This is a genomic window from Rhodopseudomonas sp. G2_2311 (assembly GCF_047501505.1).
In the GTDB taxonomy this organism is placed as follows: Bacteria; Pseudomonadota; Alphaproteobacteria; order Rhizobiales; family Xanthobacteraceae; genus Rhodopseudomonas; species Rhodopseudomonas palustris_H.
In genome coordinates, this window is the sequence record NZ_JAZDRK010000001.1 from 373,021 (window position 1) to 386,321 (window position 13,301).

The window sequence follows — 13,301 nt, forward strand, 5'->3', positions numbered from 1 at the left end:
CGCCTTACACCAGCCGGCTTTGCACCAGCGCCGCCTGGACGAACGAGGCGAACAGCGGGTGCGGGTCGAACGGGCGCGACTTCAGTTCGGGGTGGAACTGGACACCGATGAACCAGGGGTGATCCTCGTATTCGACGATCTCCGGCAGCACGCCGTCCGGCGACATGCCCGAGAACTTCAGGCCGTGCTGTTCGAGCCGGTCCTTGTAGGCGGTGTTGACCTCGTAACGGTGGCGATGACGCTCGGAGATCTCGGTAGCGCCGCCATAAACTTGGCTAACCCGGCTGCCGCGCTTGAGCGACGCCGGATAGGCGCCGAGCCGCATCGTGCCGCCGAGATCGCCGGCCTGGGAGCGCTTCTCCAGCTCGTTGCCGCGCACCCATTCGGTCATCAGGCCGACCAGCGGCTCCGGCGTCGGGCCGAATTCGGTCGAGTTGGCCTGTTCGATGCCGGCGAGATTCCGCGCCGCTTCGATCACCGCCATCTGCATGCCGAAGCAAATGCCGAAATACGGCACGTTGCGCTCGCGCGCGAACCGCGCCGCCTCGATCTTGCCCTCGGCGCCACGCTGTCCGAAGCCGCCGGGCACCAAGATGCCGTTGACGTGCTCGAGGAACGGCGCCGGGTCCTCGTTCTCGAACACCTCGCTCTCGATCCAGTCGAGCTTGACCTGGACCTTGTTGGCGATGCCGCCGTGGCTGAGCGCCTCGATCAGCGACTTATAGGCGTCCTTCATCCCGGTGTACTTGCCGACGATCGCGATCGTCACCGCGCCCTCGGGATTGCGGATCCGTTCGTTGATTTCGTGCCAGCGCGCCAGCTGCGGCGGCTCCTTGGCGGCGATCGCAAACGCCGCCAGCACTTCGTCGTCGAGCCCGGCGGCGTGATACGCCTCGGGCACCGCGTAGATGTTGTCGACGTCGCGCGCCTCGATCACCGCGCTTTCCCGGACATTGCAGAACAGACCGAGCTTGCGCCGCTCTTCCTTGGGAATCTCGCGGTCGGTACGGCACAGCAGGATGTCCGGCTGGATACCGATCGAGCGCAGTTCCTTGACCGAATGCTGGGTCGGCTTGGTCTTCAGTTCGCCCGCGCTCGGGATGTAGGGCAGCAGCGTCAGGTGGATGTAGATCACGTCGCCGCGCGGCAGGTCGTTCTTGATCTGGCGGATCGCCTCGAAGAACGGCAGGCCCTCGATGTCGCCGACGGTGCCGCCGATCTCGACCAGCACGAAGTCGTAGCCGTCATTGTCGCTGACGATGAATTCCTTGATCGCGTTGGTGACGTGCGGGACCACCTGGATGGTGGCGCCGAGATAGTCGCCACGGCGTTCCTTGGTCAGAATGTCCTGGTAGATCCGGCCGGTGGTGATGTTGTCCTGCTTGGTCGCAGGCCGCCCGGTGAAGCGTTCGTAATGGCCGAGATCGAGGTCGGTCTCGGCGCCGTCGTCGGTCACGAACACTTCGCCGTGCTGATACGGCGACATCGTTCCGGGATCGAGGTTGAGATAGGGATCGAGCTTACGAAGGCGGACTTTGTAGCCACGCGCCTGCAGCAGCGCACCGAGTGCCGCTGATGCCAGACCCTTGCCGAGCGAGGAGACCACGCCGCCGGTGATGAAGATATACCGCGCCATGGGACTTTACCTTTAATGCCGCCGGTCCGATTCGCCAAAGCGATTCGCAACCCCTCGGGCAGTTTGACGAATGCCTGTGGGTGACGCTGAAAACTCAGCTATTTCAGACGATTGCTAAAGGGGCCTCAGACCAGATGCGAGGCCCCGTCAGCGCATATCGGCAATGCTTACTGCGACTGCGGCGGGGTCGGTGCCGCAGGCGCGGCCGGTGCCGCCGGCTGCTGGTTCTGCTGCTGATCGGTCTGCTTCAGCGTGTCGAGCAGACCACCGCCCTGCGACAGCGGCGGCGCCGGCTGTCCCGGGGCCTGCTGCTGAATCGGCGCGGCGGTCGGCAGGATCGTCGTCGGCTTACGGTTGTAGCTCGCCAGCCAGGTGAGCAGCAGGCTGGTGGCGAAGAACCCGGCCGCGAGAATCGCGGTGGTGCGGGTCAGCAGGTTGGCGGTGCCGCGACTCGACATGAAACCGCCACCACCGCCGACGCCCAGGCCACCGCCTTCGGACTTCTGCAGAAGCACCACGCCGATCAGGCCCAGCACGAACATCAGGTGAATGACGATAATGACAGTCTGCATCGTACCCTTCCATCGCAAGCCAACGCCGCCGAATGGCCGATAGGCGCCGACGGGCGGCTGCTCGACAGGCTTGCGGGATAAATGAAGTCGCGCGGTGTCTACACGATCGCGCGGGGATTTGTCACCCCCGCGCCGCGCCGGAAACGCCGCAGGAATACCGCTTGGCGCGGTTTAGTTAGGGGCAGCCCGCCGCAATCGCAAGGAAATCGGACGCCTTTAGGCTGGCGCCGCCGATCAGCGCGCCGTTGACATGCGGCACCGCCAGCAATTCGCGGGCGTTCGAAGGCTTCACCGAGCCGCCATACAGGATCCGAATGGTCTCGCCCGCCGCACCGAACCGATCGCTCAAAGTCTTGCGGATAAAGCCATGAACTTCCTCGACATCGGCCGCCGTGGGGGTGCGGCCGGTGCCGATCGCCCAGACCGGCTCGTAGGCCACCACCAGATTCGCCGCGGTCGCGCCGTCCGGCAGCGAGCCGGCCAGCATGCCGGCGACCACGTCGAGGGTGTGGCCGGCATCGCGTTCGCCCTGAGTCTCGCCGACGCAGACGATCGCCACCAGCCCGGCGCGCCACACCGCCTGTGCCTTGGCGCGGACGATTGCGTCGTTTTCAGCATGGTCGGCGCGGCGCTCGGAATGGCCGACGATGATCGCCGCTGCACCGGCGTCGGCCAGCATTTCGGCGGCGATGTCGCCGGTGTGGGCGCCCGACGGATTGGCGTGGCAATCCTGGCCGCCGATCGAGAACGGCAGCGCCTTGCCGGCGTGCGCTTCCGCGACTCGCGCCGCGAAGCTCGCGACCAGCGTCGCCGGCGGGCAGACCAACAGATCGATGCCCTGCGGCAGCTCCGCGGCGCCTTTCAGCATCGCATCGAGCTCGGCCACCGAATCCTTCAGGCCGTTCATCTTCCAGTTTCCAGCAATCAGAGGACGAACGGCGGGGACCGGCATGAGCACTCTCGCAATAAAGGGTTGAACCGTTCCGCTAGCAGAGCCGATTGCGAGACTCAAGGAGACGTGAACGCGAGCGCTGCGGCGATCCGCAGCATCGGCCGCTGCAACGGGATGGCATCTGCACCGACCGCGACATTGGCTGCGGTTGCGACGCCCCAGACGGCACTTTATGATGGATTTTCAAGCCGGCGACGCTAGTTTGCCCCCCGCGCTGACCCAGCGCGGCCGGTTCCCTCCTGACAAAAAGTGACTCCATGCTCCGAGGAATGCGCAAAGCCTCATCCAACTGGATTGGCAAGACCATCATGACGATCGTGATGGGCGTCCTGATCGTCAGCTTCGGAGTCTGGGGTATTGCCGACGTATTCCGCGGATTTGGCCGGTCGACGCTCGCCAAGATCGGCAGCACCGAAATCTCCACCGAGCAATTCCGCCAGACCTACAATGACCGTCTGCAGCAGATCGGCCGCCAGTTCGGCCGGCCGCTGACCCCGGATCAGGCGCGCGCGATCGGAATCGATCGCCAGGTGCTGCAGCAGACTATCGCCGAAGCCGCGCTCGACGAAGACGCGCGACGGCTCGGCCTCGGCCAGTCCGACGCCGACACCATGAAGTCGATCCTGGAGGATCCGAACTTCAAGGGCGCCAACGGCCAGTTCGACGCCAACCGCTTCCAGCAGCTGATCCGCCAGTTCGGCTTCACCGAGCAGCGCTATCTCGCCGAGCAGCGCCGCGTCGCGCTCCGTCGCCAGATCGCCGGCAGCCTGACCGCCGGCCTCGAGCCGCCGAAGACGCTGATGCAGGCGCTGAGCCAGTTTCAGAACGAAGAGCGCGCGATCGACTATTTGAAGCTGACTGACGCGCAGGCCGGCACCATCCCGGCGCCCTCGCCCGCCGACCTCACCGCGTTCTACGACTCGCACAAGGCGCAGTTCCGCGCCCCCGAGTATCGCAAGATCTCGTTCTTGGTGGTGACGCCGGAATCGATCGCCAAGTGGACCGAGGTGTCGGACGCCGACGCGCAGAAGCTGTTCGAGCAGCGCAAGGACAAGCTGTCGACGCCGGAGAAGCGCCAGATCCTGCAGATCGTGTTCCCGAGCGTCGAAGAGGCCCAGGCGGCCCGCGCCAAGATCGCCGGCGGCACCAGCTTCGCCGACCTCGCCAAGGAGCGCGGCGTCAAGCCGGCCGATCTCGATCTCGGCCTGGTCAGCCAGTCCGAGATGCTCGATCAGAAGGTCGCCGCGGCTGCGTTCGCGCTGCCGCTGAACGAAGTCAGCCAGCCGGTGCAGGGACAGTTCGGCACCGTGCTGCTCGAAGTCACCAAGATCGAGCCCGGCAAGCAGCCGGACTACGCCAGCGTGGCGGCCAGTCTGAAGCGCGACCTCGCCCAGGAGCGCGCCCGCAAGCAGGTGCAGGAGCTGCACGACAAGATGGAAGACGCGCGCGGCGGCGGCGCCAGCGTCGTCGACGCAGCCAAGCAGCTCGGCCTCACCGCCGTGACGGTCGACGCGATCGACCGCGCCGGCCGCGGGCCGGACGGCGCGCCGGTGGCAGCGATCCCGCAAGGGCTCGAACTCGCCAACGCCGCCTTCAACAGCGAGCCGGGCGTCGACAACGACGCGATCAGCTTCCAGAACGGCTACGTCTGGTACGACATCCTCGGCATCACGCCGTCGCACGAGCGGCCGCTCGACGAGGTCAAGGACAAGGTCGAAGCCGGCTGGCGCGCCGAGCAGGTCACCGAGAAGCTGCGCAAGCTCGCGGCCGAGCTGGTGCAGAAGCTGCAGGGCGGCGCCAAGCTCGCGGACGTCGCGCCGGCCGGCGTCACCGTACAGACGGCCTCCGGCATCAAGCGCGAAGGCGCCGATGCCGGCCTGCCGAACACGGTGGTGGACGCGGTGTTCCGCACCGCCAAGGACGGCGCCGGCCAGGTTCAGGGCGGCAGCGCCACCGAGTGGTACGTGTTCCGCGTCACCGGTGACACCGTGCCGACCGCCGATCTCAACGCGCCGCAGATGCAGCAGTTGAAGGACAATCTGGTGCAGCGGCTGCGCGACGAACAGGTCGGCGAGTACATCGCCTGGCTGGAGAAGGACATCGGCACCAAGGTCAATCAGGAAGCGGTGGCGCAGGCAACGGGGGCGGCGACGAACTGACGGCGCAGTGCCGCCGTTTCGTCACCGAAAGGGACAATGGTTGATTTCAAATCGATTATCGCAAAGGTCGCGACCGGCGCGACGCTGACGCGCGACGAAGCCACCGACGCTTTCGACGCGATGATGTCGGGCGACGCGACGCCGTCGCAGATGGGCGCGCTGCTGATGGGCCTCAGGGTCCGCGGCGAAACCGTCGACGAGATCACCGGCGCGGTGACCACGATGCGGTCCAAGATGCTGCCGGTCTCGGCGCCGGCGGACGCGGTGGACATCGTCGGCACCGGAGGTGACGGCTCCGGCTCGGTCAACGTGTCGACCTGCGCGTCGTTCGTCGTCGCTGGCTGCGGCGTCACCGTCGCCAAGCACGGCAACCGCGCGCTGTCGTCGAAATCCGGCGCCGCCGACGTGCTCGCCGCGCTCGGCGTCAAGATCGACATCACGCCCGAGCAGGTCGGCCGCTGCGTCAACGAAGCCGGCATCGGCTTCATGTTCGCGCCGACGCATCATCCGGCGATGAAGAACGTCGGCCCGACCCGGGTCGAACTGGCGACCCGCACCATCTTCAATCTGCTCGGGCCGCTGTCCAACCCGGCCGGCGTCAAGCGGCAGATGATCGGCGTGTTCTCGCGGCAATGGGTGCAGCCGCTGGCGCAGGTGCTGAAGAATCTCGGCGCCGAGGCGGTCTGGGTGGTGCACGGCTCCGACGGCCTCGACGAGATCACGCTGTCCGGCACCACTGCGGTGGCCGAGCTGAAGAACGGCGAGATCACCAGCTTCGAGATCAGCCCCGAGGAAGCCGGCCTGCCCCGCGCGCCCGCCGACGCGCTGAAGGGCGGCGACGCCCAGGCCAATGCGGTGGCGCTGCGCGCCGTGCTGGAAGGCATGCCGGGCCCATACCGCGACGTCGCCCTGCTCAACGCCGCCGCGACGCTGGTCGTCGCCGGCAAGGCGAAGGACCTCAAGGAAGGCGTCGCGCTCGGCACCCAATCGATCGACAGCGGCGCCGCCGAAGCGCGGCTGAAGAAGCTGATCGCGGTGTCGTCAGCGGCGTGAATGAGCTGATGATTCAAATTCGTCATTGCGAGCGAAGCGAAGATCCAGAGGCTCCCTGCATTGAGCTCCTGGATTGCTTCATCGCTTCGCTCCTCGCAATGACGACCCTCGTTTGCTGATGCGGGAGACCCCATCGTGTCCGACATCCTGACCAAGATCGAAGCTTACAAGCGCGAGGAGATCGCCGCCGCCAAGCGCGAGCGTCCGCTGGCTGCGATCGAGGCGATCGCCCGTGAGGCGTCGCCGCCGCGCGGCTTTGTCAAGGCGCTGCGCGCCAAGCAGGCGGCCGGCGACTACGGGCTGATTGCCGAGATCAAGAAGGCCTCGCCTTCGAAGGGCCTGATCCGCGCCGACTTCGATCCGCCGGCGCTGGCGCGCGCCTACGAGGCCGGCGGCGCGGCCTGCCTGTCGGTGCTGACCGATACGCCGTCGTTCCAGGGCAGCCTCGATTACCTCGTCGCCGCGCGCGCCGCGGTGTCGTTGCCGGCGCTGCGCAAGGATTTCATGTACGACACCTATCAGGTGGTCGAGGCCCGCGCCCACGGCGCCGATTGCATCCTGATCATCATGGCGGCGCTCGACGACGCAGCAGCCAAGGACATCGAGGACGCCGCGTTCGACCTCGGCATGGACGTGCTGCTCGAAGTCCACAATGCGCCCGAGCTGGAGCGCGCGCTGAAGCTGCGGTCGCCGATGGTCGGCGTCAACAACCGCAACCTGCGTACCTTCGAAGTCACGCTGGCGACCAGCGAGGCGCTGGCGCCGCTAATCCCGAACGATCGCCTGATGGTCGGCGAAAGCGGCATCTTTACGCCCGCCGATCTCGCCCGCCTCGCCCACGTCGGGATGTCGACCTTCCTGGTCGGCGAAAGCCTGATGCGGCAGCAGGACGTCACCGCCGCCACCCGCGCGCTGCTGACGCGCGCGGCCTGAGGCGGAGCATGGCAAAGACGGCGAAGTCGAAATCCAGGCCAGAAGCGGCGGCGCCTGCCGCCCTCACCCATATCGGCGCCAGCGGCGAGGCGCGGATGGTGGACGTGTCGGAAAAACCGGCCACCGAACGCGTCGCAGTCGCGGAAGGCCGCGTGGTGATGAAGAAGGCGACGCTGGAGCTCATCCTCAGCGGCGACGCCAAGAAGGGCGACGTGCTCGGCACCGCGCGCGTCGCCGGGATCATGGCGGCCAAGCGCACCGCCGAATTGATCCCGCTGTGCCATCCGCTGGCGCTGTCGAAGGTCACGCTCGACATCACGCCGGATGCCAAGCTGCCCGGCTGCATCGTCCGCGCCACCTGCAAGGTCACCGGTCCGACCGGCGTCGAGATGGAAGCGCTGACCGCGGTGTCGGTGGCGTGCCTGACGATCTACGACATGATCAAGGCGGCCGAACGCGGCGTCCGGATCGAAGGCATCCATCTGATCGCCAAGACCGGCGGCAAGTCGGGCGACTACGTCGCGAGCGCGAGCCGAAAATAGGCTAACATCGGCGGGCTCTCGAATGTCAGGTTGCCCGATGCCCGACCTCGCCTCTCCCTCCGACAGCATCTCCGGCCTCAGCGAGCGCGAGGCTGCGGAACGGCTCGCCAGCGAGGGCTACAACGAGCTGCCAAGCCCTGATCGCCGCACCCTGCTCGGCATCGTGTTCGAGGTGGTGCGCGAGCCGATGCTGGCGCTGCTGCTCGGCGGCGGCGTGGTCTACATGGCGCTCGGAGATCTGAAAGAAGCGATCATCCTGCTGATCTTCGCCACCCTGTCGGTGGTGATCACGGTGGTGCAGGAAGCGCGCACCGAGCGCGTGCTGGAGACGCTGCGCGATCTCACCAGCCCGCGCGCGCTGGTGATCCGCGACGGGAAGCGCAAACGCATTGCCGGGCGCGAGGTGGCGCGCGGCGACGTCATCGTACTATCCGAGGGCGATCGTATCGCCGCCGACGCGGTGCTGCTGCAGGCCGACGATCTGCTCGTCGACGAGTCGCTGCTGACCGGCGAGTCGGTGCCGGTGCGCAAGCTCAGCCGGGACGAAGCCGACACCACCGCGTCGCATCGTCCCGGCGGCGACGATCAGCCCAATGTGTATTCCGGCTCGCTGGTGGTGCGCGGCGGCGGCCTTGCCGAAGTGACCGCCACGGGCGCACGCAGCGAAATCGGCAAGATCGGTCAGGCCCTCGGCTCGATGCAGACCGAAGCGCCGCGGCTACAGCAGCAGACCCGCGTGCTGGTCCGCACCTTCGGCATCATCGCCGCCGCGTTCACCGCGCTGGTCGTGATCCTCTACGGCGCTTTGCGCGACGGATGGCTCGACGCGGTGCTGGCCGGCATCACCGTCGGGATGTCGATGCTGCCGGAAGAATTTCCGGTGGTACTCACGGTGTTCATGGCGATGGGCGCCTGGCGGATCTCGCAGGCCCGGGTGCTGACCCGGCGCGCCGCCGCGATCGAGGCGCTCGGCTCCGCCACCGTGCTGTGCACCGACAAGACCGGGACGCTGACCGAAAACCGGATGTCGGTCGCCGAACTGCGGCTTCCTTCCGGCGAGGTGTTCCGGCCGCGCGAGGACGGCGCGCTGCCCCAAGGTTTCGCGCCACTGCTGGAAACCGGTCTGCTCGCCGCCGCGCCCGATCCGTTCGATCCGATGGACCTCGCGCTGCACCGGCTCGCCGGTGACCATCTGCCCAGCCGCAATGGCGCGCGCAGCCTCGTCCACGCTTACGGGCTGCGCCGCGACCTGCTGGCGATCACCCAGGTCTGGCGCGCCCCGGACGATGTCAGCAACTACGTGGTGGCGGCGAAAGGTGCGCCGGAAGCGATCGCGCGGATGTGCGGCCTCGATGCCGCCGCGCTCGGCAACGTCTCCCGTACCGTCGATGCGATGGCGGCCGAGGGGCTGCGGGTGCTCGGCGTCGCGCGCGCGTCGCATCCAGACGAGGATTGGCCGGAGACCCAGCTCGGCTTCCGCTTCGACTTCCTCGGCCTCGTCGGCCTCGCCGACCCGCTGCGCGCGTCGGTGCCGGCCGCCGTCGCCGACTGCCGTGCCGCCGGCATCCGCGTGGTGATGATCACTGGCGACTATCCGGCAACCGCACAGGCGATCGCGCGCCAGGCCGGGATCGATGCGGACAGTTGCGTCACCGGCGAGGAGATCGCCACGCTCGACGACGCCGCGCTCGCCGAGCGGCTGCGCCGCGCCACCGTGTTCGCGCGGATCATGCCGGAGCAGAAGCTGCGGATCGTCGAAGCGCTGAAAGCTGACGGCGAAGTCGTGGCAATGACCGGCGACGGCGTCAACGACGCGCCATCGCTGAAGGCCGCGCATATCGGCATCGCGATGGGCGGCCGCGGCACCGACGTCGCCCGCGAGGCTTCGGCGATCGTGCTGCTCGACGACGACTTCGCCTCGATCGTCAAGGCGATCCGACTCGGCCGGCGGATCTACGACAACCTCGTCAAGGCGATGGGCTTCATCTTCGCCGTGCACGTGCCGATCGCCGGGCTGGCGCTACTGCCGTTGCTGTTCGGACTGCCGATCCTGCTCGGACCGATCCACATCGCGTTCCTGGAGATGATCATCGATCCGGTGTGCTCGATCGTGTTCGAGGCGGAGACCGCCGAGGACGACGCGATGCGCCGCCCGCCCCGCGATCCGGAGCAGCCGCTGTTCAGCCGGGCGCTGATCGTGTGGGGCATGTTGCAGGGCCTGTTGGTGTTCGTGCTGGTCGCCGGCGTGTTCGTGATCGGCCAGATGCGCGCGATGCCGGACACCGAGCTGCGCGCACTGACGTTCTTCGCGCTGGTGCTGAGTTTCGTCGGACTGATCTTCGTCAATCGCTCGTTCAGCGCTTCGCTGCTGACGGCGCTTCGGCGTCCCAACGCGATGCTGGCGGGGATGCTCGGCGTCGTCGCGGTGGTGCTGATCGCCAGCCTGGCATGGCCCTGGCTGCGCGATCTGTTCCGGTTCGGTCCGCTGCATCCGGACGATCTCGGCCTGACCGCGGCCGCGGCGCTGGTGGTGCTGATCGTGCTGGAACTGGTCAAGCCGCTGTGGCGAAGAATGATGCGGCAACCGGGGTAGCACCGGCCGCCGCATCGCGGGACGCGGATCGGCGTCGTTACGCGAACGCGTAGTCCGCGGCCTGCCGGTCGATCACAAACCGGCTGGTATTGGCGCAGTCTTCACAGCGATAGGTGTGGCGCTCGAATTCAACCTTGTGTCCGACCGGTCGTGGCTCGACGCGCACGAGCCGCATGGTCGCGCCGCACTCCGGGCAGCGGGACGGGTCGAAACTGGTTGATACGTGGCGCCAGACCATAATGCCTCCTCCATGACGGCCGGTAGTCGTCGGACGGATCATGCTGAGCGGCGCGGTCGCCGCTCAGCCGGATCGAGGCCCCGCCTTTCGGCGGCGGATCGTCGTCATCGAGGCGCTGCAGCGCGTCGAGGATCGCGCGTAGCGGCACCGGATTGCGGTGCCCCGGCGCGAGACGCAGCCACGGCTGCTGCTCGACGGCATTGGCGTCGGACGCCCATGAGGAGAGGATGGCGCGCTTTTCGGCGGTGCAGAGCGCGTCGTCGCGCAGCACCTGGTCGGGATGATCATAGACCGTTGCCGAGTGGCGCAAGGCGGTGACGCTGGCGGCGCCAGGCGCGTAGCTGTGTTCGAAATTGGTAGATCGCATCTGTGGTCCTCCCGAATTCCTCCTTCCAAACCGGGACGGCCGATGACTTGGACACGGCGTTACCGTTTTCAAGACGCTGCGCGAAAAAAATCTTCGTACTCCCTCCACGGGACTACCACCCTGCCCCTTGACGGCGGCGCAACCGCGCCCAAATCGAAAGCGTACCCGCGATACGCGGGCGACTTCCAGATCACAACTAACAGTATCGAGGACTTCAAGACTGAGTACGAGGAGGCATCCATGAACATGCGCGACATCATCCCCTGGGGCCGGACCAATCAACCCGCAACCCGCTCGTTCGAAGGCGACCCGTTCCTGTCTCTGCACCGCGAGATGAATCGGCTGTTCGACGACGTATTCCGCGGCTTCGACGTGCCGGCCCGTGCCGGCGCCCTGACGCCATTCAGTACCGGTTGGCCGAAACTCGAAATCACCGATGGCGACAAGGAGCTGAAGATTGCTGCCGAAGTGCCGGGCCTCGAGGAGAAAGACATCGAGGTACTGCTCGACGACGGTACGCTGACGATCCGCGGTGAAAAGACGTCGTCGAACGAGGCCAAGGACAAGCAGTTCAGCGAGCACTTCTACGGCAAGTTCGAACGCCGGATTCCGCTGGACGTCGCAGTCGCCGCCGATCAGGTCAGCGCCAGCTTCAAGAACGGCGTGCTGACCGTGACGCTGCCGAAGGTGGAACCGTCACCCTCGACGGCGAAGCGGATCGAGATCCGGCCTGCAAACTCATAACCTGGCATTAAGCATCCGCGCCCCGGCTTCCACGAAGCGGTCCGGGGCGCGGCTTAGTTGCGAGGAAGTAGCGCCGGTTTAGAGTCGACAACAACTCGAATTTAACAGGTCTCGGTTGCAATCGGGCTGATCCCTTATCCAGCCAGCCCGGGAGCCACTTGCATGACTCAGCCGCGACGGTTTGCACGCGTCCGCCCCAGCGGGCTCGTCTCTGGGAATGCCAATCTGATCGTCGGCCCGAAGCTGCCGGTGATCCCTTGCCGGGTCGTCGACTACTCGGCGGGCGGCGCCTGCGTCGAGCTCAATGCCGACGCCAATCTGCCGCAGCGCTTCGAGATGCTGCACGGCGCTACCAAGAAGAAATGCCGGATGGTGTGGAAGCGCGGCCGCCGCGTCGGATTGTGCTTCTGAGCTTGAGCCACCAATCGAAGTCGTCAGCTCAACCGATTGTCAGCGCTGCAGATCCGGCGGCAGCGGCGGGTTCTCGCGCATCAAGGTGATGGTGACGCGGCGGTTGGCGGCGAGTGTCGGCGCATCCGGAAACAGCGGTTCGCCGTCGCCCTTGCCGACCAGCGACAGCACCTGGCTGGTGGGCAGGCCCTCCTGCTTCAGGACCTCGCGCACCGCATTGGCGCGGTTGACCGACAGGCTGAGCGGATCGTCATCGCCAGCTTGCACCACGGTCGCCGCGGTGTGGCCGACGATGATCACGCGCAGCGAGGTGGCGCGCAGCGGCGCAGCAAGCCGGGCGACCAGCTTGCGGGTGCGTTCGTAAGGCACCGCCGAGCCGTCCGGAAACATCGGCCGGCCGTCCTGATCGGTGAGTTCGAGATTGAGCCCGACCGGTGTCTCTTCGAACACGACGTTCTTGGACATCTCGGCTAGTTCCGGCACGTCTTGCAGCGCTTGGCGCAGAGACGCGGAAGCCAGCGCGAATTCGCGCTCGGCCTTGGCATGAGAAGCGGCGCTCCCCGAACCACCGGCCTCTTCCAGATGCGGCGTGTTGCTGGCCTGATCGGGCGCGACGTTGCGCTTGCTCTTGACGTGGCCCTGCACCGGCACGCCATCGGTCTCGATCACACCGGCGAACCGCGAGTTCTGCTGCACGCCGAACGCGTCGCGCATCGAGCCGGCCACGATCTGCATCTTGCGCAAGTCCTGGGTCGAGAACGACACCAGCATGACGAAGAAGCTGACCAGAAGGCCCATCAGGTCGGCAAAGGTGACGAACCAGCCGTGGGTGGCGTGAGCTTCCTCGGGCTTCTTCTTGTTGTTGCCCGAGGACAGGCGTCCACCACCACCCTTCATCGGCTTTGATCCGATGCGGTCGACGACGGCAGCAAGATGGGAAGTCCGAAGCGCATGAGCGGATCGCCGCTGGTCAATACCCGGCGCCGCGACCCCGCATACGGTGCAAGGTGATTGCAGCAAGATGCGCTTCGCAGCGGCATTTCTTGTAGCGGCTGCGGATTACCAAACGGTTTCGTCAGTCTATAACATTCTTTAACCAAA

The 13,301-nt window shown here is 66.7% G+C and carries 12 protein-coding genes; 7 read left to right on the top strand and 5 right to left on the bottom strand.

The features are described 5' to 3' along the window. Positions 1 to 4 precede the first annotated feature (4 nt). The 3 genes from VRZ08_RS01860 to tpiA all read right to left on the bottom strand — a co-directional run bounded on the left by VRZ08_RS01860 (position 5) and on the right by tpiA (position 3,160). The gene (locus VRZ08_RS01860) at positions 5 to 1,636 is read right to left on the bottom strand and encodes a CTP synthase (protein WP_107355881.1); all 1,632 of its coding nucleotides are present in this window, start codon (positions 1,634 to 1,636) and stop codon (positions 5 to 7) included. A 167-nt stretch (positions 1,637 to 1,803) separates the two neighbouring features. Continuing rightward, positions 1,804 to 2,208 carry a preprotein translocase subunit SecG gene (secG, locus tag VRZ08_RS01865; RefSeq protein ID WP_107344789.1) on the bottom strand — a complete coding sequence of 135 codons (405 nt, stop codon included), beginning with the start codon at positions 2,206 to 2,208 and terminating at the stop codon, positions 1,804 to 1,806. Positions 2,209 to 2,383: 175 nt separating this feature from the next. After that, positions 2,384 to 3,160 (bottom strand): triose-phosphate isomerase, encoded by a 777-nt coding sequence (tpiA, locus tag VRZ08_RS01870; RefSeq protein ID WP_414531398.1) that lies wholly within the window; start codon positions 3,158 to 3,160, stop codon positions 2,384 to 2,386. A 257-nt stretch (positions 3,161 to 3,417) separates the two neighbouring features. Here tpiA and VRZ08_RS01875 point away from each other — a divergent pair, with 257 nt between their 5' ends. The 5 genes from VRZ08_RS01875 to VRZ08_RS01895 all read left to right on the top strand — a co-directional run bounded on the left by VRZ08_RS01875 (position 3,418) and on the right by VRZ08_RS01895 (position 10,440). Further along, positions 3,418 to 5,319 (top strand): peptidyl-prolyl cis-trans isomerase, encoded by a 1,902-nt coding sequence (locus VRZ08_RS01875; protein WP_414531399.1) that lies wholly within the window; start codon positions 3,418 to 3,420, stop codon positions 5,317 to 5,319. Positions 5,320 to 5,355: 36 nt separating this feature from the next. Beyond that, entirely contained in the window at positions 5,356 to 6,372 is a 1,017-nt protein-coding gene (trpD, locus tag VRZ08_RS01880; RefSeq protein ID WP_414531400.1) for an anthranilate phosphoribosyltransferase, read from the top strand. Positions 6,373 to 6,507: 135 nt separating this feature from the next. Continuing rightward, the gene (gene trpC / locus VRZ08_RS01885) at positions 6,508 to 7,305 is read left to right on the top strand and encodes an indole-3-glycerol phosphate synthase TrpC (RefSeq protein WP_414531401.1); all 798 of its coding nucleotides are present in this window, start codon (positions 6,508 to 6,510) and stop codon (positions 7,303 to 7,305) included. 8 nt (positions 7,306 to 7,313) lie between these two features. Then, positions 7,314 to 7,847 carry a cyclic pyranopterin monophosphate synthase MoaC gene (gene moaC, locus VRZ08_RS01890; protein ID WP_414531402.1) on the top strand — a complete coding sequence of 178 codons (534 nt, stop codon included), beginning with the start codon at positions 7,314 to 7,316 and terminating at the stop codon, positions 7,845 to 7,847. Positions 7,848 to 7,884: 37 nt separating this feature from the next. Next, entirely contained in the window at positions 7,885 to 10,440 is a 2,556-nt protein-coding gene (locus tag VRZ08_RS01895; protein WP_414531403.1) for a cation-translocating P-type ATPase, read from the top strand. A 128-nt stretch (positions 10,441 to 10,568) separates the two neighbouring features. Here the strand turns inward: VRZ08_RS01895 and VRZ08_RS01900 are convergent, their stop codons facing one another. Continuing rightward, positions 10,569 to 11,045, bottom strand: coding sequence for a hypothetical protein (locus VRZ08_RS01900; protein WP_414531404.1), 477 nt, complete (start codon positions 11,043 to 11,045; stop codon positions 10,569 to 10,571). Between the two features lie 240 nt (positions 11,046 to 11,285). Here VRZ08_RS01900 and VRZ08_RS01905 point away from each other — a divergent pair, with 240 nt between their 5' ends. Beyond that, positions 11,286 to 11,789, top strand: coding sequence for an Hsp20/alpha crystallin family protein (locus tag VRZ08_RS01905; protein WP_107355890.1), 504 nt, complete (start codon positions 11,286 to 11,288; stop codon positions 11,787 to 11,789). A 162-nt stretch (positions 11,790 to 11,951) separates the two neighbouring features. Beyond that, complete coding sequence (locus tag VRZ08_RS01910) at positions 11,952 to 12,200, top strand: PilZ domain-containing protein (RefSeq protein WP_013502316.1); 249 nt, start codon at positions 11,952 to 11,954, stop codon at positions 12,198 to 12,200. Positions 12,201 to 12,239: 39 nt separating this feature from the next. On the opposite strand, the gene VRZ08_RS01915 is transcribed toward VRZ08_RS01910, so the two are convergent. Further along, positions 12,240 to 13,097, bottom strand: a complete 858-nt coding sequence (locus VRZ08_RS01915) for a flagellar motor protein MotB (RefSeq protein ID WP_107344798.1) — start codon at positions 13,095 to 13,097, stop codon at positions 12,240 to 12,242. Positions 13,098 to 13,301 lie beyond the last annotated feature (204 nt).